Origin of the sequence: Streptomyces ambofaciens ATCC 23877, assembly GCF_001267885.1 — a bacterium.
GTDB lineage: Bacteria > Actinomycetota > Actinomycetes > Streptomycetales > Streptomycetaceae > Streptomyces > Streptomyces ambofaciens.
Map to the genome: position 1 here is coordinate 541888 of NZ_CP012382.1, position 21394 is coordinate 563281.

General features: G+C 68.8%; 18 protein-coding genes and 2 pseudogenes. 12 read left to right on the plus strand and 8 right to left on the minus strand.

Annotation, left to right across the window (positions count from 1 at the left end; all coding sequences use genetic code 11):
• Positions 1–16: 16 nt before the first annotated feature.
• The gene (locus tag SAM23877_RS02415) at positions 17–1417 is read right to left on the minus strand and encodes an MFS transporter (RefSeq protein WP_244902902.1); all 1401 of its coding nucleotides are present in this window, start codon (positions 1415–1417) and stop codon (positions 17–19) included.
• A gap of 114 nt (positions 1418–1531) precedes the next feature.
• On the opposite strand from SAM23877_RS02415, the gene SAM23877_RS02420 reads away from it, so the two are divergent.
• The gene (locus SAM23877_RS02420) at positions 1532–2530 is read left to right on the plus strand and encodes a helix-turn-helix transcriptional regulator (protein WP_218922750.1); all 999 of its coding nucleotides are present in this window, start codon (positions 1532–1534) and stop codon (positions 2528–2530) included.
• Between the two features lie 250 nt (positions 2531–2780).
• Here SAM23877_RS02420 and SAM23877_RS02425 read toward each other — a convergent pair whose 3' ends face one another.
• The gene (locus SAM23877_RS02425) at positions 2781–3287 is read right to left on the minus strand and encodes an SRPBCC family protein (protein ID WP_244902903.1); all 507 of its coding nucleotides are present in this window, start codon (positions 3285–3287) and stop codon (positions 2781–2783) included.
• Positions 3288–3491: 204 nt separating this feature from the next.
• Positions 3492–4774, minus strand: a pseudogene (locus SAM23877_RS02430) (IS701 family transposase).
• A 36-nt stretch (positions 4775–4810) separates the two neighbouring features.
• Between SAM23877_RS02430 and SAM23877_RS37060 the strand changes: the two are divergent.
• The 8 genes and pseudogenes from SAM23877_RS37060 to SAM23877_RS39600 all read left to right on the plus strand — a co-directional run.
• Positions 4811–5297: pseudogene (locus SAM23877_RS37060) on the plus strand (transposase); the annotation flags it as partial.
• A gap of 109 nt (positions 5298–5406) precedes the next feature.
• The gene (locus SAM23877_RS02435; protein WP_053126427.1) at positions 5407–6354 is read left to right on the plus strand and encodes a GlxA family transcriptional regulator; all 948 of its coding nucleotides are present in this window, start codon (positions 5407–5409) and stop codon (positions 6352–6354) included.
• Positions 6355–6505: 151 nt separating this feature from the next.
• Positions 6506–7150: a DJ-1/PfpI family protein gene (locus tag SAM23877_RS02440; RefSeq protein WP_053126429.1), complete on the plus strand. Its 645-nt coding sequence runs from the start codon at positions 6506–6508 to the stop codon at positions 7148–7150.
• Positions 7151–7248: 98 nt separating this feature from the next.
• Positions 7249–7857, plus strand: a complete 609-nt coding sequence (locus SAM23877_RS02445) for a DJ-1/PfpI family protein (RefSeq protein WP_053126431.1) — start codon at positions 7249–7251, stop codon at positions 7855–7857.
• Positions 7858–7929: 72 nt separating this feature from the next.
• A complete protein-coding gene (locus tag SAM23877_RS02450; RefSeq protein WP_053126433.1) occupies positions 7930–8664 on the plus strand; it encodes a DJ-1/PfpI family protein in 735 nt (244 codons plus the stop codon).
• Positions 8665–9034: 370 nt separating this feature from the next.
• Complete coding sequence (locus SAM23877_RS40510) at positions 9035–9751, plus strand: hypothetical protein (protein ID WP_159041969.1); 717 nt, start codon at positions 9035–9037, stop codon at positions 9749–9751.
• A 160-nt stretch (positions 9752–9911) separates the two neighbouring features.
• Positions 9912–10265: a hypothetical protein gene (locus SAM23877_RS39595; protein ID WP_159041970.1), complete on the plus strand. Its 354-nt coding sequence runs from the start codon at positions 9912–9914 to the stop codon at positions 10263–10265.
• On the plus strand, positions 10259–10666 hold the full coding sequence (locus SAM23877_RS39600; protein WP_159041971.1) for a transposase: 408 nt from the start codon (positions 10259–10261) through the stop codon (positions 10664–10666). The genes SAM23877_RS39595 and SAM23877_RS39600 overlap by 7 nt, the downstream gene beginning before the upstream one ends.
• Positions 10667–11053: 387 nt before the next feature.
• Here SAM23877_RS39600 and SAM23877_RS02465 read toward each other — a convergent pair whose 3' ends face one another.
• Complete coding sequence (locus tag SAM23877_RS02465) at positions 11054–12046, minus strand: GlxA family transcriptional regulator (protein ID WP_053126437.1); 993 nt, start codon at positions 12044–12046, stop codon at positions 11054–11056.
• A gap of 52 nt (positions 12047–12098) precedes the next feature.
• Between SAM23877_RS02465 and SAM23877_RS02470 the strand changes: the two genes are divergently transcribed.
• Positions 12099–12494, plus strand: a complete 396-nt coding sequence (locus SAM23877_RS02470; protein ID WP_053126439.1) for a cupin domain-containing protein — start codon at positions 12099–12101, stop codon at positions 12492–12494.
• A 106-nt stretch (positions 12495–12600) separates the two neighbouring features.
• On the opposite strand, the gene SAM23877_RS02475 is transcribed toward SAM23877_RS02470, so the two are convergent.
• Positions 12601–14025 (minus strand): FAD/NAD(P)-binding protein, encoded by a 1425-nt coding sequence (locus tag SAM23877_RS02475; protein WP_053126441.1) that lies wholly within the window; start codon positions 14023–14025, stop codon positions 12601–12603.
• Between the two features lie 189 nt (positions 14026–14214).
• On the opposite strand from SAM23877_RS02475, the gene SAM23877_RS02480 reads away from it, so the two are divergent.
• On the plus strand, positions 14215–15321 hold the full coding sequence (locus SAM23877_RS02480; RefSeq protein ID WP_053142082.1) for a response regulator transcription factor: 1107 nt from the start codon (positions 14215–14217) through the stop codon (positions 15319–15321).
• Positions 15322–15330: 9 nt separating this feature from the next.
• Here the strand turns inward: SAM23877_RS02480 and SAM23877_RS02485 are convergent.
• Positions 15331–16139, minus strand: a protein-coding gene (locus SAM23877_RS02485) for an IS5 family transposase (protein WP_107408710.1) whose coding sequence is annotated in 2 segments (ribosomal slippage) — positions 15331–15800 and positions 15800–16139 — 810 coding nt in all. Because the reading frame shifts where the segments join, the coding sequence is not laid out codon by codon here.
• A 135-nt stretch (positions 16140–16274) separates the two neighbouring features.
• On the opposite strand from SAM23877_RS02485, the gene SAM23877_RS02490 reads away from it, so the two are divergent.
• Positions 16275–16808 carry a hypothetical protein gene (locus SAM23877_RS02490; RefSeq protein WP_159041972.1) on the plus strand — a complete coding sequence of 178 codons (534 nt, stop codon included), beginning with the start codon at positions 16275–16277 and terminating at the stop codon, positions 16806–16808.
• Positions 16809–16816: 8 nt separating this feature from the next.
• On the opposite strand, the gene SAM23877_RS02495 is transcribed toward SAM23877_RS02490, so the two are convergent.
• Positions 16817–17604 (minus strand): IS5 family transposase gene (locus SAM23877_RS02495; protein WP_425314781.1). Its coding sequence is split into 2 segments (ribosomal slippage): positions 16817–17289 and positions 17289–17604, totalling 789 coding nucleotides; the frame shifts between segments, so codons are not numbered across the junction.
• 480 nt (positions 17605–18084) lie between these two features.
• Complete coding sequence (locus SAM23877_RS02505) at positions 18085–21282, minus strand: RHS repeat-associated core domain-containing protein (RefSeq protein WP_244902904.1); 3198 nt, start codon at positions 21280–21282, stop codon at positions 18085–18087.
• Between the last annotated feature and the right edge of the window lie 112 nt (positions 21283–21394).

Here is a 21394-nt window from a genome sequence, read left to right on the forward strand (position 1 = left end):
TTCCTCCCGCATGGGTTCACTGGTCGACGCGCTCGGCCGCGTTCTTCGGGAGCGCGAGCATCACGAGTCCCGCCACGAGGTAGAGCACCGCGGTGACGACGAGGACGATGGTGAGCGCGTGACCGTAGTCGGCCAGTCCTGGTGCGCCAGTCGTCGATCCGGTGACCGCGGCGAAGAAGATCGTTCCGAGCACGGCGATGCCGATGGAGCCGCCGATCTGGTTGACGGTGGAGAGGACGCCGCCCGCCGCGCCCGCATTGCGTCCGGGGATACCGGCGAGCACGACGTTGACGAGAACGGGTGCGGCGAGGCCGAGTCCGAGGCCGCCGATGAACAGGCCGAGCGCGAGGAGCCAGAATCCGGGGTCGCTGCCGTCCCTGATGACGGCCAAGAGCACGAGCTGAGATGCCGCGATGGTGAGCGAGCCGATGACCAGCAGGGCTCTGCCCGCCTTGGCGGCGAGAGCGACGCCGAGACCTGAGGTGATGATCGAGCCGAGGGCATAGGGCAGGATCACCAAACCGGTCTCCCACGCGGTCCGGCCGGTGCCAAGCTGAAGGTAGACCGACAGGGTGAGGAAGAACGATCCGATACCGCCAAAGAAGAGCACGGATGCGCTCAGACCGATGGCGAAAGCGCGGATTCTGAGCAGGGCCGGGTCGAAGACGGGTTCGCCCCCACGGCCGGCGAGGCTGCGCTCGTATGCGAGGAAGATCGTGAGCAGGATGATTCCGGCCGCCAGGAGAGCGTAGCTGGCCGCGGTCCACCCCCATGTCTCGGTCTGGATGATCGGCAGCATGAGGAGCAGGATGCCCGAGGCCGCCAGTAGGGCACCCACGAGGTCCAGTCGCGCGGCAGAGGCGGAACGGGACTCCGGCAAGACCCTCGCCCCGACGACGAGGGCGAGGATCGAGATGGGGACGTTGATCCAGAAGATGGTGCGCCACCCAAGATCAAACAGGTCGGCCTCGACAAGGAGTCCGCCCAGCAGTGGGCCTGCGACCGAGGCGAGCCCCTGGACGGCCCCGTAGGCGCCGAATGCCTTGGCGCGCTCTGCCGGGGCGAACGATGCTCGAATTACGCCGAACACCTGCGGGACCATGATCCCCGCAGTCAGTCCTTGCGCGGCGCGCATGCCGATGAGCATTCCCGGAGTGACGGCGAGCGCGCAGAGCGCGGAGGTGACCATGAACCCGACCAGGCCGATCATGAACAGCCGCTTGCGGCCGAACTGGTCACCGAACCGTCCGCCAGTGATCAGTCCCGCGCCCAGGGCGAGGGTGTAGGCAGCGATCGTCCATTGGATCTGAGCGTCCCCGGCTCCCATGTCGCGGGCAATCGCAGGGGCCGCGACAGTGACGATCGTCGCGTCGACGAGGTCCATGAAGGAGCCGAACAACACGACCAGGAGCGCCACGTTCGCGCCTGCGCCGGAGATAGGTGCTGGGTGAGCGTCGGGGGCGCGTTTGCCCTCTCGGGATGTCTGTGGAGCGGTCATACCGGCCAGGGTCACAGTTATAGTTGCCATTGAATGACCGCTTTCCCGGAGGGCGGGAGCATGGCTGTGACCTCCGCACGGACGCTCAGGCTGCTGTCGATCCTCGGTATCGGCGCCACCCTGACCGCCGAGGAGCTCGCCGAAAGGCTCGGAGTCTCCCTTCGGACCGTGCGACGCGACATCGACACGCTCAGAGAGCTCGGGTACGAGATCGAGGCCGTGCGCGGGGTGGGCGGAGGCTACCGGCTCGGCCGCGCCACCCGCTTGCCGCCGGTCGTCTTCGACGAGGACCAAGCAGTCGCGGCGGCCGTCGCGCTCCAGACCGTCCCCACGATCCTCTCCGGCATCCGCGAGAACTCGGCACGCGCCCTCGCCACGTTGCAGCAAGCGATGCCAGCCCGCAGCCGCATCCACACCGAGTCGTTCAGCGTCTCCGCAGCGCGCAACTACTGGGAATTCCCCGCAGCACCGATCGATGCCGAGATCATCCGCGTAGTCGGCGGCGCGATCAACCGACAGCACGTCGTTTGCGTGGACTACACCGGCGAGGACGAACCGGCGACGCTCACGCTGGAACCGCACGACCTCGTCGTGTGGGCGGCACGGTGGTACCTCGTCGCGTTCGAACCGGACACGGACCGATGGCGCGCGATGCGCGTCGACCGCCTCGAACCACGCATGCCCACGGGGAGAACCTTCGACCGCCGCGACGTCCCGCACGGCGATCCGGTCGCATTCGTCATGAGCACGCACGACCGCGGCGACACCTTGACGGAATGGCCATGTTGCGGGTCGGCGCTCGTCGCACTACCTGCGCCCATTGTCGCCCGGTTCGCCCCCGGCGGGTCGACGGTCGAGCACGACACCGACTCCAGCTGCCGACTCACGCTCGGTGCCTGGTCATGGGCAGGGCTGGCAGGACTGCTCCTGACTTTCGACGCTGACATCACAGACATCGAACCGGCAGAGCTCAGGCAGGCACTACGCTCCCTGCGCACCCGCATCGACGAAGGACTCAGGCGTGCTACGTGAGTTCACTCGGATGTGCTGAGGCCGGGACCAGGCCCGCAACCGGAGGAAACGCGGCTCGCTCGGCGGCCGGCCGCCGAAGTTCGACCCGATTGACTACCGCGAGCGGTACGCGGTCGAGTGCGGGAATAACCGCCTCAAAGGACACCGGGCCGTAGCCACGCGATATGACAAGCTCGCGGTCCGTTACGAGTCGACCGTCCTCGTCGCCGCCATCACAACGAGTGGCTGTGGCATCCCTCGAAACAGTAGCTTAAAAGCCTTCCTCGGCCAGCGACTTGATGCCGCGAAGGGTGGCTTCCATCCCGGCGCGCAGTTCCCTCAGCCGGAAGGCAATGATCTCCTCCTCCCGGTCCGGCCAGCGCTCGAGGGCCAGGGTGACGCCGCTGCGGCCCGGCCCGATGAGGGCTGACTGCCGCAGCCGGGTGCCACCGCCCTCGGCCTGAAGTTCGTAGCGCCAGGACGCCATGGATTTGGCCGGATCCAGCGTCGGTTCTCCATACCGGCCATCCGCATCCGTGACGGCCCAGGCGAAAACCTGATGCTCATCCAGCTCGACTACATGGGAGACGGTCCGCCACTCGCCGAGTTGCTGGTGATGGTTGTAGCCCTCGAAGCACGCCCCCACCAAGGGCCCGTTCGCACCATCCAGCCATTCGACACGCTGCAACTCCGGGCTGAGACGGGCAGGCAGACGAATGTCGGTCACCAGTTCCCAGACCCGCGGCACGACTGCCTCGACATGAACATCGCAGTGCACGCTCGGACCATCAGCAAATCGCAAGTCGCCCCCCTTTGACGTCAGATTCCCTGATCATTCACGACCTTGATCCACTTTGGCAACAGGCCCTGGTAGGGCTTGGTCAGGTTCGTATGGGTGTGGGTATGTCGCGGTGGCAGGTGGGGCAGGCGCCGACCCAGGTGGCGAGGAACGTCTGGAGCTCGCCGACAACTTGGTCGAGGCTCAGGCCTGCGCCGTGTCTTTTGGGTGACGGGCCAGTCGTTGCAGGGTGCACAAGGCGTGGGCGACGGAGACGAGGGTGGCGTGATGGTGCCAGCCGGCTCAGGTGCGGCCCTCGAAGTGGGCCAGGCCCAGGGCCTGTTGCATCTCGCGGTAGTCGTGTTCGATGCGCCAGCGGAGCTTGGCCAGCCGCACCAGGGTGGCCAGCGGCATGCCGGAGGGCGGGTTTCGACAGCCAGAACTGCACCGGTTCCGGCTCGGTGGCCGGCCATTCGGCCAGCAGCCACCGCTCGGGTAGTCCCGGATCGTCGACGGCCTTGCGGACACCGCGTCCGGCCGGGCGGATGCGCAGGGCGACGAACCGCGAGTACCTGCGCTTGAAGCCACTGCGCCCCTTGCCCGGCCGGGATCCTTCCCGCCAGGACACCGGCCGGGCTGCCGTCCGGCCGGCCGCGATGACCAGGTCCTTCACGGTCCGCGCAGGCTCGGGGTACTGCGTCTTCGGCGGGCGCCGGGTGCCCGCATGGACCGGTTGGACGGGCCGGGCATCGGCCGGATGCGCGGTGTGACGGCCGGAGACACCGACCGCATAAGGCAGGTCCCGTTCCTCCAGACCGAGACGGAAGGCGGCGGCATCGCCGTAGCCGGCGTCCGCGATTACCAGCAGGATGTCGATGCCCCACGAGAGGGTCTCGTCGATCATGTCTGAAGCGAGCTGCCACTTCTCCACGTGCCCGACCTGGTCGGGGATGCCGCAGCGGATGCGGCGGGTGACCTTGGCCGGGTCCGCCTGCGGGGAGGCCGCCTGCGGGGAGGCCGGATCCCAGGAGGCCGGCAGGAACAGTCGCCAGTCGATCGCGGCCGAGGCGTGATCGGTGGCCAGGTGCACGGAGACGCCGACCTGACAGTTGGTGACCTTGTCCGCGGTGCCGGTGTACTGCCGGGCCACGCATGCCGAGGCGTCTCCATCCTTCAGGAACCCGGTGTCGTCGGCGATCAGCGCTTCCGGGCCGATCGCCTCGTGCATCCGCCAGGCCAGCCGGGCCGCACATGCGCCGAATCCCATGGGCTGGAGGTGATGAAGTGGGCCAGCGCCTGCCGGTTGCCGTCCCCTCCGAGGCGGGCCGCCATCGGCTCCGCCGACCTGCGCCGCCCGTCCAGCAGCAGCCCGCGCACATACGCCTGCCCCCCAACCGCCGCTGATCAGCACGGAAGAACCCGTCGAACAACTCTGCAGCGAACGCCTCCAAGTCCTCCCGGACTCCGGCCAACTCCTCAGGTGTCACACCAGCACAACGACCGTCCACGAGCAAACGGACAAATACCTGCCCATCGCCGGTGGGAAGTTCTGCTACCTGGCGACCGTCATCGACCTCGCATCGCGCCGTCTGGCCGGATGGGCGATCGCCGACCACATGCGCGCGGACCTGGTGACCGACGCCCTGGCCGCAGCGATCCGCCCCCGCGGCAGACCTCGCCGGATCGATCATGCACACCGACCACGGAGCTCAGTACACGAGCAGGGCCTTCGCCGAAGCCTACAGGTCAGCGCGGGTTCAGCGAAGCATCAGCGCGGTCGGGTCCAGCGCGGACAACGCACTCGCCGAGTCCTTCGACGCGACCTTCAAACGCGAGACCCCGCAAGGACGAAAGAGCTGGCCAACCGAGCGCGAGGCCCGACTCGACGCCTTCGGACGGCTCCACCGCTACAACACCCGCCGCCGACACTCCCGCCTCGGACAACGATCACCGATCGCCTTCGAGAACGCCCTCCAACTCACACCAACTACGCCGGCCCAAGCCGCATAACCCGTGTCCAAGATTCGGAGTCAAGGCCCGTCCCCACCCGAGACCGCACCAACGACCGAGCCGGCCAGCAGTCACGGCAAGCACCGTTGCAGTACTAGGCTCCGGTCGCATGCAGGTGGTTGCGGTTCTCGCGCTCGACGGGGTGTCGGCCTTCGACTTGGCCATTCCCTGCCAGGTGTTCGCGTTCGCCGCCCGGGACAACGGGACACCGGCCTACGAGGTGCGGGTGTGCGCCGACCGGGCCCTTTCGGCGATGGCCGGCCCGGCACAGCCGTTCAGCATCTCCGCCCCGTACGGCTGGGACGACGTCCTCGACGCGGCCACCGTCGTAGTGCCCGGCATCCCCCACGACAGCGTCCCCGATCCGCGGGCCGTCCGGTTGCTGAGGGAGGCGGCGGCCCGCGGGGCGCGCATCGCCTCCATCTGCACCGGTGCCTTCGCCCTCGGCCACGCCGGACTCCTGGAGGGCCGCCGCGCGACCACCCACTGGCGATTCGCGGACCGCCTGGCCGAACGCTTCCCCGGCGCCCGCGTCGACCCGTCCGTGCTCTACGTCGACGAGGGCCAGGTGCTGACCTCGGCCGGGATCGCCGCCGGCCTCGACCTGTGCCTGCACATGGTCCGCCGCGACCACGGCGCGGCGGCCGCCGCGGCGGTCGCGCGCCTGTTGGTGATGCCGCCACAACGGACCGGCGGCCAGGCCCAGTTCATCGAGTACCGGGCGCCCGAGGACGATTCGGCCGACCTCGGTGACACCTTGCAGTGGATGCGCGGCAAGCTGAACGAGCCGCTCAGCCTCGCCGACATCGCCGCGCACGCGATGATGAGCCGCCGCAGCCTGTCCCGGCACTTCCGCGCCCAGACCGGCACGACCCCGCTGCGCTGGCTGCTCGCCCAGCGCGTGCAGCACGCCAGGGAACTCCTGGAGACGACCGCGCTGCCGCTGACGAGGGTGGCCGACGCGACCGGCTTCGGCTCCGTCGAGGCGCTGCGCCACCACTTCACCCGGCAGGTCGGCACGACCCCGTCCGCGTACCGGGACGCCTTCCGCATGTGAGCCGTGAGGCGAGCCTCGGGGGCTGGCCGCATGTTGCGCATGATCGGCCCGCACGCCGGTGCCGTCGGTCACCGGCCGTCGGAAGACTGAACGCGTTCCCGCTTCCGCCGGCCGCCGGACACCGCGCTGCCACGTCCACCCGGAGACGCCCATGCCCACCCCTGACCCCGTCCCGCTCCCGCGCACCGGCGACCGGACGCGGCGCCCGCTGCGCGTCCACACCGTGCTCTACGACGGCGTCGAGGAGCAGGACTTCGCCGGGCACGTCGAGGTCCTCGGCATCGCCGGCGAGGACCTGGTCGCCCAGTCCTTCGTGCACGCCGAGGGGGTGCGGCGGGTGCGGACGGCAGCCGGCATGGAGATCCTGTGCCGGGACGTCTGGTCGCCCAGCTCGGCCGACGTGATCATTGTGCCCGGAGCGGGGTACGGCGACGGCTCCGGGCTGCAACGGGAGATCCGGCGCGGCATTCTGCCCCGCGCCCTGAAGGCGGCCCCCAGGAAGGGCCTCGTCCTGGGGGCGGTGTGTACGGGCACCATGCTGCTGTCCGCCGCCGGACTGACGACGGGGCGCCGGTGCACCACCCACCACATCGCCCAGGAGGACCTGCGGCGCGAGGGCGGACACGTGGTCGGCGGCCGGGTCGTCGACGACGGCGACCTCGTCACCTGCGGCGGTGTCACCTCGGGCATCGACCTCGGCATCTGGCTGCTCGAACGGTTCCTCGGGCCGGACACGGCCCTCTTCGCCGAGGAGGTGCTGGAGTACCAGCGCCGGGGCACCATCAACACCCGTTGATCCGGGCGCCGTACCGCCGCCCGGCGAACCGGCGGAAGCATGTCCGCCACCTCCGGCACCGCTCCCCCGCGGCAGCCCCGACACCGAACGGCTCAGCGATGACCACCTACGGCATCCTCCTCTTCGACACCGCGGAGGAACTCGACTTCGCGGGCCCCTGGGAAGTCTTCACCACCTCCGCGGCGCTGCGCGACGGCGCCGACACCGCGATCCTCCTCGCCGAACGGCCCGGTCCGGTGCGCTGTGCCAACGGCATGCGTGTGCTGCCGGACCGCACCCTCGACGACCATCCGCCGCTCGACGTCCTGCTCGTTCCCGGTGGCTCCGGGGCCCGGGAGGCCGAGCCGCACAATCCGCGCGTCACCGGATGGCTCGCCGGCCGGGCCGCGCGGGCGCAGTGGGTGGTCGGGGTGTGCACCGGCGCCTTCCTGCTGCACGCTGCCGGACCGGCGCGCGGCCACCGGGTGGCCACCCACTGGCAGTACGAGGTGGCCCTCGCGGCACGCGGGGACGTCACCGTCGTGTCCGACGCCCGGTACGTCGTCGACGGTCGGCTCCTGACCAGCCAGGGCGTCTCCGCCGGGATCGACAGCGCGCTCTGGCTCGTCGGCCGGCTGCACGGCCGTGACCACGCACGCGCCGTACGCCGCGAGCTCCAGTACGACCCCGCGCCCCCCTACCTCGCCGACGAGCCGCTCGCCGGCTGACCCACCGACCGGGCCGCCTGGCCTCCAGGGCCCCCTCTTGCACCTGCCCCCACCCAGCGAAAGGGACGATCCGTGAAACGACGCACCCTCCTGCGCGGCGCGACCGCTCTCGGTGCCGCCGGCCTCGCCGCCGGCGCCGCCCCGCCCACTGCCGCCGCGGCTCCCTCGCCGCGCGGCGACGGCGCCCCCTTCCGCGTGCACGTCGTTCTCTTCGACGGCGTCGAGGAACTGGACCTCTCCGCCCCCTACGAAGTGCTCGCCGCCTCCGACTACTTCACCGACCGCTTGGTCGACGTGCGCTACGTCGCCCTCGGCGGCCCACGCACCGTCAGGGCCGCCTTCGGCACCACCCTGCGCGTCGACCACGCGTGGGCGCCGGAGCAGGCCGATCTCCTCGTGGTCCCGGGCGGTGGCTACGCCCGCCGGGACGACCCCGGCGTCTGGGCCGAGATCCGGCGGGGAGCGCTGCCCCGGGCCCTGGCCCAGTCCCCTCGTCCGGGACTCACCATCAGCGCGCTGTGCACCGGGGTGATGCTGCTCTCCGCGGCCGGCCTGACCCGGGGCCGGCCCTGCACCACCCACCACCGGGCACGGCAGGACCTCGAGGAGCAGGGCGGGCTGCTGAAGAACGCCCGGGTCGTCGACGACGGCGACCTGGTCACCGCCGGAGGCGTCACCTCCGGCCTGGACCTCGCCCTGTGGCTGGCCCGCCGCGAGCTGGGCGTCGACACCGCGCTAGGCCTGGAGGCCATGCTGGAGTACGAGGCGCGCGGCACGGTCTGGACGGCCCGCCCGCGCCCTGCCTGAGGTACGGGCGCGGGCGGACGAGGCACGAGGACGGCACCCTGACGGCCGGCGTCCACGAACTCCGGGACACCGCGCAGGCTGGCCGAGTCACGCTGCGACGGCCGCCTCGTGGACAAGGGGCGGCGTCTCCTGAGCGGACCACCTCAGCAGGCGAGCCGAGGCTGACCGTCATCCGCCTGACACCATGGCGACTGATGGTGCTGGTGCTGGTGTGGTGGTGACCAGCAGGCCGCACGGTGGGGCCGGTCGCGCAGCAGGTTGTCGACCGGGGCCGAGGGTTGCCTGCGGGGCGCCTGCCCCGGCGTCCAACCGCGCGCAGCGCAGCACCTCAGTCTGGCCCGGGACCGAGTCGCCCCTCTAGGCTGGCCCGGTGATTCGACGTCGCCGCACACGCCTTGGCCGCTTCGAAGCGGTATCCGTGGTGGTCGTTGTGTGTTTGGCGACAGTGGGCATTGGGATAGCGGTCTGGTCGGATTCCGATGGGGACGGCGGCACGAGCACCAGAGCCATGCCAACGATCAGGAAACTGCCGGTCGTGGTCGATGCGGAAGAACCGGAGCTCATTGGCATCGGCTCCGAACGTGCAGAAATGGGCCTGCCGCCGGCGTCCGGTGACGCCTCGCTCACCGAGAGGGTGCTGGGCGAGATACAGGAGAAGACGCTCGTCATGACGAGAATCCACTCCAAGGTCAGTGCTGGATGTGAGGGTGGTCAGGTCACGCCGAAGGCTGGGCACAAAACGCTGTGCACTGTCACCTACCAAGATACGAAGCTGACGTGGGACGTGTGGGTCTCAGACATCTCCGGCTCCGGGCCTTCGCAGTTCATCTGGTACGACGTCTACCCTCCTGACTCGGGCGTGCTGCTGGCCAAGGCGGTCTACGGCCTGTTCTGGGAGCAGCACCACAAGACCGCGAAGGAAATGCGCTGCGACCGGATCCCCGCCTTCAAGAAGGCCAAGCTCGGGGACGACACCGGATATGAGTGCCAGTACCTGGACATGGACACGGATGGTGATGCGCCCCGCTGGGTGAGAGAAAAGGTCCTCTTCGACACGGGCGGTCCCGTTTTCCAAGAGATCGAGTAGGCAGGGTGGCCGGCCTCGCTCGCCGGTTTCCCGTTCGGGCAGTGGATCGCCGACAACCGGCGTTTCTACGCCCGCGGGGACATGGGCACCGACCGCCTCGCACAGCTGGACTCTCTGTGGAATCGGCAGCAGCTCGCCGACCAACTCCGGCCCCTGCTGTGTGAGTACTACCCTGCCGCCCTGGCCGCCTGGACCATCGGCCTGTGCCGTCCGAGGCCCGCGAACTCCTCAAGACCGCCCCGCCACAGTCCGGGCCGCGCGACTGACCCGCACCCCGATCCAGGCCGCCCTCAAGCAAGCCGATCGCCAGCGCGGAATCGAAGCAGAGGCCGAACGTCTCCGCGAGGTCTTCCGCGCCGAGTGGGCCCACCAGCCGCCACCGGTCGAGGACTCGCTCGGCAAGCAGATGCTCGCCCTCCTCATCCAGCTGGACGCGGCCTGCACCGCCGCCGACCAGCTCGCCGCAGCGATGGACGAAGCCTTCCCCAGCACCCGGACGCTGAGATCATGCTGAGCTTCCCCGGCCTCGGCATCCAGATCACCGCCAGAGTCCTGGCCGAGATCGGCGACGACCGCACCCGCTTCGCCGACGCCCGCGGCCTCCATGCCTACGCCGGCTCCTCACCCGTCACGTGCCTCCGGCAAGAAGTCCGCCATCACCAGACGCTGGGTGAGAACGACCGGCTCAACCACGCCGACTGCCTATGGGCCTTCGCCGCTCTCCGGCATTCGCGCGGGGCTGGCACTCACTACCGGCGTCGCCGCGAGGCCGGGGACTGGCACGCCGGCGCCCAACGCAATCTCTTCAACCTCATGATCGGACGGCTCTGCCACTGCCCGAAGCAGGGCAGGACATACGACGAGTTGCTCGCCTATGGGGCGCCTCCCGCCGAGGCCGCTGTCACCGCAGCTTGAACCGGTCAACGGGGAGCGAGACAGGCCTCAAGGGTGGCTCGCTGTTGCGGTGGCAGACGAGGCGAAGACACGGTGGACGGCCTTGCCCGGGTAGGACAGGCGGAAGGAGAACAATGACGTTGATCGTTCCTGATGGCACCACCGGCCGGTGCTCGATCATCTTGTGCGTGCCCCAGCCCGCCGAGAAGCGGCGGTGCCGCCACGGATGTCGCCCAGGAAGCGGAGAGCGCCGACCTCCCGCTGTCCGTCGCCGACAGCGGGGCCGTCCGCGCGATGAACCGCAGCAGGCCCGCCTCGTCGTTGCGGCCCTGCAACGAGGTTCGACGGCGCCTCCATCGACCCCACCGGCCGTCGACGTTCGGGGATCCGCACAAGGGATATCCGCCCTCAGGTCGTCTCCGGCCCGAACCGGCGCTTGTACGCCGACGGTGTGATGCCGATCTCCCTGCGCATCAGCGTGCGCAGATTGGCAGCGGTACCAAGCCCGCTGCGTCGCGCGACCACCTCGAAGCGGGACTCACCTCGCTCAATCAACCGGCACGCCAGAGCAAGCCGTTCCCCCGTCAGCCACGCCAGCGGCGTTGTACCCAGTTGCGCCTGGAAGCGGCGATGCAGAGTCGCCGGACTGACCGCCGCACGCGTCGCGAGGCCAGAGACAGTGAGCGGCGCGTCCAACCGCTCCTGAGCCCAGGCCAGAACTGGCGCCAAGGACTCGTCCGGCAGGTCGGGCATGGGACGCTCCACGAACTGCCGCTGCCCACCGTCCCGGTGCGCCGCAAAGACCAGCCGTCGGCTTACAGCGTTGGCGACCTCCGCGCCGTAGTCGCGGCGGACCACATGCAGCCCAAGATCAAGCGCAGCTGCACTCCCTGCCGCGGTGAGGATGTCACCGTCATCCACGAACAGCACGTCTGCTTCGAGCTGGACAGAGGGGAAGCGGACCCGGAAGGAATCCGCCCACTGCCAGTGTGCGGTGGCCCGGCGACCGTCGAGGACTCCGGCCTCGGCCAGTGTGAAGGCGCCGCTGCAGAAGCCGACCAGTCGCGCGCCGCGGGCGTGTGCACGGCGGACGGCGTCCAGCACGGCAGGACGGCGGGGCACTTCGATGTCCGGGCGGTTGGGAACGATCAAGGTGTCCGCCGCGTCGGCAGCTTCCAGGTCGGCGACGCCCGTGAGCGTGAAGAATGCGTCACGCATCAGGGTTCGGGGCTCGGGGGAACAGAGCTTGAAGTCGTAGAGATCACGGCCGATCTCTGGTCTGCGCAGACCGAAGACCTCGGTCGCGCAGCCGAGCTCGAAGGGATTCGAGTTCTCGTCCACGATTACGACGACCCGGTGTAGGCCCGCCGCACGAGCTGCATGCGAGGATTCTTTCGCCATGTGCGATTTCTAGCACTCACGGCGGCCATGCGAAACGGCTCAGGATGAGCCCGTGAGCAGCGAACCCATCTCTCTCGACAAGGCTCTGACCTACTTCGATGCCTTGTGGAGCCCTCGCATCGTCACTCGCGTCAACGACTACGACGTCCGCATCGCCAAAGTCGAGGGCGAACACATCTGGCACGTCCACGACGACACCGACGAGTTCTTCCTGGTACTCCACGGCGAGCTGCGCATCTCCCTGCGCGAGCCCGACGGGGAGCGCACTGTCCTGCTCCCCCAGGGGGCGGTCTTCACCGTTCCCCGAGGCACGGAGCACAAGCCGCACGCTCCGTCCGGCGCCGCAATCCTCATGTTCGAGCCCACCGGGACACCGACCGTGGGCGATCGTCACGACGAGATCCCAGAGCACGTCGACTCGACAACCGGACACGCACTCAACGCCTGACCCGACAGGCTTCGGACACGCCACTGCCCAGGACATCAGCCTGGCACCGGGTCGGCGGTTGGGGCGTGACTCCTGCATCGCCGTTCCGAAAGGGGTGGGTGGGGATTCACTCACCGGCCGCGACGATCGTATGCACGGCCCATGCCGCCTGGGCCGCTATGCCCGCAATGCTTGACGTAATGAACGGACCGCCGCCGGCGAGGTCCCCCACCACGTGCAGGCGTGGGTCAGCCGGAACCAGCCCCCCGGCCGGGTGCAGCTCGGCGGAGCCGTCGGCCAGCAAGGCCGTGACCAACTGCCTGGCCCCCCGTGGGATCGCCCGCGGTGGCGGGTTTACGGCGTTGATGACGGCGTCGAAAATGTGCTCGCCGTTGTCGCGGTGTACCCGGAACACCCCTTGCACCATCTTGATCTTGTGGACACCCCCGGCGAGGGCGAGTTGCCCAGAGTCCAACAGCCGCATCATGGTGGCGGCGTTCACCGGGACCATCGGTGAGGCCACGCTCGTCGCCATGCGGAAGTGGCGCTGCAGCCGCACACGGTCGGGCTCGGGCAGCAGCCGCCACGCGTAGGGGCCGATGCTGTGCGCCGCCTCCTGCAGGACCCGGCGGCCGATCCTGGAGTCGTCGACAGCGTCCAGTTGCGCCCGCAAGCGCCGGACTGGATCTTCGGTTGTGGTCGCCAGCAGGTCGGCCGCGAAACCTTCGAAGTCCTCTCCGGTTGTAGCCAGTTCCGCACGCAGCAGCCCGATGAGGTCCTCGAGAGTGACGGCGCCTTGCTGCCGGTGCAGCGCCGCCACCCGCTCGGCGGTCACATGCTGCGGCCGGTGCTCGACCGGGCGCTGCCAGACGTGGGGCAGCACACCACTGCGGGACAGCAGCGTGATCGGCCCCGTGTGCCCGCGCGCGGCGAGCGACACGGCGACATCGACCGCGGTCAGACCGCTCCCGATGACCGCGACGTTGTTGCCGGCCGCGACCCGATCGAGTGTGCGTGCCAGTGGGTACGGATCGTCCACGAAGCCGGACGCGCCGCCGAGACCGTAGTGGTCCTGCGGCGTCCCCCCGCCCACGCACAAGGCCACGTGGTCGGCCTCGTGCCCACCTCCGTCCTCGGTACGGAGCGACCAGGTGGCCCCGGGTCGGGCTACCCCGACGACACGGGCGGTGACGATCCGCACCCGCCAGCCGGCTTCGCGCAGGGAGGCCAGCGCCGTCTCCGCCGTGTGCGCCAAGTATTCGCCGTAGAGCGCGCGCGGAACCAGCGGCTGGCCCAGCCGTTCGTCGAGGTGAGCCGAGCTGGGCGTGCCCAGCCAGGACGCGTAGTGGCCGAAGTCCAAGTGGCGGATCGACATGATGGTCGGCGGTGCGTTGACCAGCACTGTGTCCAGTTCAGGACCGTACGGGCGGCCTCGCCAAAGATGCGGGGACGGCTCGAACACCGTGATGGCCCCAGGGCTGTCGGCGGTGGCCGCCAGCGTGTCCAGCAAGCCGACCGTGGCTGCACCCGCTCCGACGATTGCGATGTCCATGTTCTTCCCTTCCTATGCCAGGCCGCCGCCGCAAGGAGCCGCGACCTCATCGAGCCTCGCCGTCGCCACTAGCGAGCCCCATCCCCCACGAGCGGTGACTGGCCGGGAATGACCCCCTCAAATGGGGGGTTGGCGCAGGACAGGAGTGCGGGCAGGCTGGCCTGCATCCAGACCACGGGACGGATCTCCATGCCTGATGCGCGCCGCCACGCCGAGATGCTCTCAGATCATGCCAAGGTGCTGTCGGGTGCGGATCGGGTCACCGACACACGCGAACTCTTCAGCCGGACGTCCGCCAAGCTGCGACGGCTCGTGCCGTTCGACTCGGCCGTATGGGCGGCCACCGACCCGGAGACCGGTCTCATCACCGCGCCGATGCTGGTGGAGAACCTCGGCTCCGGCGAGGGCTGCGCCGAATACTGGGAAAGCGAGCTCCTGGAGGAGAACGTCCTCCCGTTCCGAGACCTTGCCCGCGCCACCGTCCCGGCGGCCGGTCTGCGCGCGGCCACCGGCGACCTGCCCGCGCGCAGCGCGCGCTTCCGCCGACTGCTCGGGAGTCAGGGCGTGGACGACGAGCTACGGACCGTGCTGCGGGTCGGTGGCCGGACATGGGCCGTGGTGAGTCTGTTCCGTATGCGCGGTGGCGCCCCCTTCGGTCCTGCCGAGACCACGCTGCTCGCCGGTCTGTCCGGTCCGCTGGCCTCGCGGGTACGCCGGTTCGCCCGCCCGTCCGCGTCCGGCGGCGGAACTGACGCACCCGCGCCCGGACTGGTGCTCTTCGATCCCTCCGGCGAGCCGATGTCGATCAACGAAGAGGCGCGGCAGTTCCTCTTGCAGTTCCCTGAAGGTCCCTCCATCTCCTCGCAGTTGGGCCTGAGGCTGCCGATCTGGGTGGTCGCCACTGCGCTGCAGGCCCGGGCGATCACCCGGGGCCGCGCCCGGGCAGGCGGCGCGAGGACACGTATCCGAACCATCGACGGCCACTGGCTGACCTGCCATGCCTCCTGTCTCAGCGGCCCCGCTGGGCAACCCGGTCCCGTGGCACTCGTCATCGAGCCGACGGCCGCTGCCGACCGGGCGGTCCTCATAGCCGAGGCGTACGGCCTGACGTCACGCGAGCTGGAGATCACCCAGCTCATCACGCGCGGGCTTCCCACCACGGAGATCGCCGCAACGCTGTTCATCTCTCCGCATACCGTGCGCGACCATCTCAAGGCCGTCTTCGGCAAGGCGGGGGTCTCCAGTCGAGGCGAACTCGTCGCGCGATTGTTCACCGAGCATTACCGGCCCGGGTAACTGATCATTTCAGAATGAGGTTCGGAGTCGTCTCAAGCAGATGATGCTGCAGGCGAGTTGGAGCAGTCCGAGGTGGAGGTCGGCTCGTATCTCGTAGCGGGTCCGCAGGCGTTTGAACTGGTGGAGCCAGGCGAAGGTTCGCTCGACGACCCAGCGGGTCTTGCCCAGGCCGGATCCGTGGGCGGTGCCCTTGCGGGCGATCTTCGGCGTGATGCCGCGAGCGCGGAGGAGCCGTCGGTACTTGTCGTAGTCGTAGCCGCGGTCGGCGAACAGCCGCCGTGGTCGGTGACGTGGCCTGCCCACCAGGCCGCGGATGCGGGGAATCGCGTCCAGCAGGGGCATGAGCTGGGTGACATCGTGACGGTTTCCGCTGGTCAACGACACCGCAAGGGGCGTTCCGTGCCGGTCGGTGATCACATGGTGCTTGCTGCCGAGACGGCCGCGGTCGACCGGCGAAGGTCCGGTGTGAGCCCCCCTTTCAGGGCCCGGACGTGCGAGCCGTCGACCGCGGCGTCCTCCATGTCCAACAGTCCGGCCTTGCGGAGTTCCGCCAGGAGGATCTCGTGCAGGCGGGGCCACACGCCGGCCTCGGTCCAGTCCCGCAGCCGCCGCCAGCACGTCACCCCGCTGCAGCCGATCGTCTCGGTCGGCACGTCCGCCCAGGTCACACCCGTGCGCAGCACGTAGATGATCCCGCGCAGAGCCGCACGGTCATCCGCCGGCAGCCGGCCCGGATACCGCCGACGCCGCGGCGGCCGAGGCGGGAGCAGCGGTGCGACACGATCCCACAGATCATCAGGCACAAGATCCTCCGACACCCGGAGAACTCTGCCGCCCACCAGCCCAACTGCCAAGCCAGTGAGCCAAACTCATTCTGAAATGATCAGTTATGGCGCTCTTGCGGTTATCGTGCCGAGGAGCCATCGCTGGGGTTGGGCAAGGGGTGGGGGATCGTGGACGAGGCGTTTAACGCTGCGGGAACGGCGCTGTGTTGCGCCGCAGCCATCCGGCTGGGCGGAGCCGTGCAGGTACTGACCACGCGATCTGCCCTGCTTGACCACTACAACCCGATCATGGCGGGGCTGGAGAACATCACAGCGTTTCTCGACGGTCGAGGGCTCGATGACAACTTGCTCGGCTCTGCGTTCGCCGAGAGTTGGTCCCTGGATGCCAGGTATCCGGCAGATCTCGCCGGCCACGCCTATGTCAAAGGATGGTCATCTCTGGTCTTCGGCACGGTGGTGCTGACCAGGCCGAAGCAACAGAACATTACGTCAGCGAAGACCCTGGAGTTTACCTCGAAGGCGGCGGCATCCTGGCCGACCGCCGTCCGTATCGGCTCCTTCGACAGCCTGCTCCGCTTCGAGGCAGCGTGCCAGCAAGAGGCGGAAGCCCGGATGCGGGAGGGCGGTCTTCCTGCTCTGTGGAAACTGACGGAAGATCGAACAAAGCAGTATCGCCAGACGACGGAACAGTTCATCGGATAACCGGCGTCTCAGCCTGCCAGTCTTCGGAAGCCGATGAGGGCTGCGGCTATGCCGACGAAGGCGAGGAAGTGTTCGGCCTTGCGTTCGTAGCGGCGGTGGAGCCTTCGGCAGCCGGCCAGCCAGTACACGGTTCGCTCGACCACCCAGCGGTGCCGGCCCAGCCGTTGTGAGGACTCGATGCCCTTGCGGGCGATGCGAGGGCGAATGCCCCGCTGGCGCAGCCATCGCCGTAGGTGGCCGTAGTCGTAACCCTTGTCGGCGTGCAGTTTCGCCGGCTTCCGGCGCCGGGGTCCGCGGCGGGAGCGGATGGGCGGGATGCCCCGGACGAGCGGCTCCAGGCCCTGGCTGTCGTGCATGTTCGCGCCGGAGATGCCCAGGGACAGCGGCAGTCCGTTGCGGTCACAGATCAGGTGGATTTTCGATCCCGGTTTGCTGCGGTCGGTCGGATTCGGCCCCGTCAATGGCCCCCTTTTGCGGCCCGCAGACTGACCGAGTCGAACGCGCACCGGGACCAGTCCAGTTCGCCTCGCGCTCCGAGTTCGTCGAGGATCACGCGGTAGAGCCTGGCCCAGACCCGGTCCCGGCTCCACTGAGCGAACCGGCGGTAGACCGTGGGCCAGGCCGGGCCGAACACCGGCGGCAGCTGCCGCCAGGTGCAGCCTGAGGTCGCCACGAAGATGATCGCCGCCAAGGCCTCGCGGTCACCTGCTCGGCGTCGACCGCCGCCCTGCGGACGTATCACTTCAGTCGGTGGTACCACCTGCCTGAACAGCACCCGCAACTCGTCCGGCACCAGTCACTCCACGAGATCCGTCATGCACGGATCAACGAACTGTCACGCCATAAGAAACGACGTCTTAGCCAGCATCGACAGGCCGATCGCGGACTCCTTCGTGACTGTGCAGGCGTCCTCGAGCCACCCAGGGCAGCCCAAGAGGCCGTTGGGGTCGGTGTGATGAGGTTGTAGTACGGATTCCTCTCAGTCGTCACCCAATGCTGCAGCATTCGCGCTGTGACGTGAAATAGGGGCCGTGTCTGCGAAATCGGCACGGCCCCTGCAAGCGGCCTCAGCGGTTTCGCATCGACACGACTTTGTGCGCCACGAGTGCCACGGCAATCACGCCGCCGAGGACCATGGCCACCGTTTGAAGGCCAGTATTTCCGGAATTTCCGGCGAAAATACTAACCCCTACACAGGCCACCAACACGATGACAGCTATGGGGATGTAAAGTCCGTTTGCGTCACGCTGAGACATATCGCTTCCACTTTCCTGTTTCAGCAATTCTCCGAGAAGCCGCAGCCGACTGCCCAGACCAGTCCGGTCTGGGCTACGGCTAGGCCGACTCCACCGAGCACGGTCAAAGAGGCCCCGCCGGTAGGGATGGCGGCAGCGAGACCGATCACTGCGATCGTGGTGTTGATCGTGTCTGCTACGGACCACAACCCCGTGGGGTCAGAGCTATTGATGGGGTCACCGGCGGCGTACAGGTAAGGGTTGGTCTCCTGTCCGCTGGGGTCGGGCTGGGTGAAGCGGCCGAGGGTGGGGTCGTAGTAGCGGTGGCCCATCTTGTACAGGCCGGTCGGGTCGGCATAGGCGCCCGCGTAGCGGTAGGGCTGGGGGACGGACTCCGTGGGTGTGGTGCGGGGGAGGCCGGTGGGGCCGTAGGTGTAGGTGTGGGTGCGCTTGCCGGTGCTGTCGGCGAGGCCGAGGACGTTGCCGGTGGCGTCGGTGAGGTAGTAGTAGGACTTCCCCCCAGTCGTCATGGAGTTCAGCGTGCCCGAAGGCTCGCGGATGAATCCGGTGTCGACACCGTTCGTGGTCGTGGACGCCAGGCCGAGGGCCGTGTGGTGGAACCACGTGTCGCCGAGCTTGGTGCGCTCCGCGTTGCTGGTGCCGGCGTGGACCAGATCGTAGGTCTTGCCGCCGGTGGTGATGCCGGCCAGCTGGCTGTGGTCGGTCCAGGACTCGCCCGTGCGGGGGGTGGTGTCGGCGGCGGCGGTCTCGTTGCCGAGCTTGTCGTAGGACCAGCCGGTGGTGGAGCCGTTCTTGCCGGTCAGCTCGCTGGCGTCGTTGTAGGTGTAGGTGGTGGCGCCGGGGCAGGTGTTCTTGCTGCCATCGCGGCTGGTGAGGTTGCCGGCCTTGTCGAAGCAGTACAGCCACGACGCCTTCCGCGCGCCGGCGGAGTCGGCTTCCAGGGCGTAGGTGAGGCGGTCCTGGGAGTCGTAGGTGTAGGTGGTCTTGTACTGGGTGAGGTTGTCGGTGCGGGTGCGGATCTTGGTGGTGTCCTTGCCCGCGCTGGCGTAGCTGTAGGTGAGGTCGATGAAGGTCTGGGTGCCCGAGGTGGTCTTGATCTTCTCCGGGCGGCCGTTCTTGTCGATCGTCACCGTCTGGGTGGTGCCGCCGGGATAGACGGTCTTGGTGCGCTTGTCGTTGTTGTTGTAGTCGAAGTCGGTCTTCTTGCCGTCCGGCGCCGTCAGGTGATCGAGGCGGCCGGCCGCGTCCCAGGTGTAGTCCGTCTTCCCGGTCGGGTCGGTGTAGAAGTCGACATCCCCGCCCGGGGTGTAGGCCAGGACGGTCTGGGCGCCGTTTTGCAGGGTGCGGCGCTTCTCGCGGTTGAGCTTGTCGTACTCCCAGGTGGTGGTGCCGGAGGCGTCGGTGCGGGTGGTGACGTTGCCGTCACCGTCGTAGGTGTAGGTGACGGTGGAGTTGGTCGAGGAGACCTCGCGCACGCGGTCGCGGTTGTCGTACTCGTAGACGGTTTTGATGCCACGACCGTCGGTGACGGTCTCCACCCGGCCCAGCGCGTCGTAGGTGTAGGTCGTCTCCCCCAGCGGCGCCGGCGGCTTCACCTTCCACAGGTTGCCCCGGTCGTCGTAGGTGAAGGAGGTGACCTTGCCGCCCGCGTCCTTGGCGGTGCAGCGCTGGCCCTCGAAACCGCCGCACTTGGGGGTGGCTTCGTTGTAGGTGTACTCCCGGGTGCCGCCCGCGGTGCCCGACGTGGTCACCGACATCGTGTTGCCGTTGGCGTCGTACTTGAAGGAGTCCTTGCGGCCGTCCGCGGTGGTGAAGTCGTTGGGCAGCTCGGTGCCCGCGATCGTCTGGTACGCCGTCACGGAGGCTGTGGCGCCCATGGGCAGTTTCTGGGAGACGGGGTTGTTGCGGTTGTCCCAGCCGTAGGTGGTGGTGTTGCCGCCGGTGCCGTCCGTGCCGGTGCCCATCGCGTCGATCGCGGTCTGGGTGAGGTGGTTCTTGTACGTGGCGTGGCGTGAGTGGCCGAGGGGGTCGGTGACCTTGGTGACCTCACCGTCCGCGTTGTGCGTGTAGATCGTCTCGTCGCCGTCCGGGTCCGTCACGGTCGTCGTGCCCGCGTCGGAGGGGGTGGCCGCGCTGTAGTCGTAGCGCCACGTCGGGCCCGTGTGCCCGCCGGAGGCGGATTCCGTAGCGCGCTGCATGGACGTGACGCGGTTGTGACTGTCGTAGGTGAACAGGGTGACGGTGCCCTCGGGCGTGGTCACCTTCGTCACCCGGCGCGAGGCGTCGTACTCGTAGGCGGTGGCTTTGCCGGCGGTGTCGGTGACCTTGGCGAGGTTGCCCGCGCTGTCGAGGTCGAGGACGGCGGTGCGGCCGGTGTGGTCCTTGGCCTGCCACTGGTTCGGGTAGGTCTTGACCAGGTCGATCCATCGGCCGGAGCGGGTCTCGGTGAGCTTGAAGCCCTTGTGCTCACCGCCCTCGTCGTGCTGGTCGACGGTGATCGTGCCCTTGTTCTTGTCCGTGACCTTCGTCAGGGTGCCGTGCTCGCTGTAGGTGTCCTTGGTGCCGGACTTGCGGTCGGTGAGGGTGTAGGTGCCGTCCGCGTTCTTCTTCAGGTCCTTCGAGTAGCCGACCGGGGTGGTGTAGCCGCCGTCCGTCCGGGCAGTGAAGCGCAGCAGGTTGCCGGTGGCATCGAAGACCTCGACCTCGCCGTCGTTGATCTGCAGGTAGCGCTCGTATCCCTGCCACCAGTGCTGCGACACCTTCCCCCACGGGGCTTCGAGGGAGTTGTAGGTGCGGGTGAGCTGGAGTTTCTGGCCGACGCCGGCGATGTCGAAGTCGGTGGCGGCGAGCATCAGGTTGCCGTTGGAGATGTTCATGCGCGCGACGAGCGCGTCGTTGAGGCGGGTGTCGAGGATCTGGTGCCAGGGCACCTCGCCCTGGCCTTCGGGCAGGTAGTCGGACGCCGCGGCAGCGGTGGCCGCCGAGCGGGACGCCGAGTCCTTGGCCGGTGCCTCGCCCGTGGCACGGGCCTTCTGCGCTGCCCTCCAGGCTGCGACATCGGCCGGCGGTTTGGCTTCGGCCTCCGACTCCGGCGCCGTGATCGAGCCGGCCGGTGTCGCGGGCGCTTCCACCTTCGTCGGCTTCGTCCACGGGCTCTCCGGCTGCGGTAGCTCGGGCTTCGGTGTCGCCGCCAGGCCGGGAGCCGCGGCGATCACCACGGCGGCCGTGGTGATCGCCGAGACGAGAGCGGTTCTGTGTGTTCTCCGGGCACGCCGAAACGGCGTGCTGTCGGCACGCGGGTGCATGAGCTTCCCCCCACAGGAAGTCAGA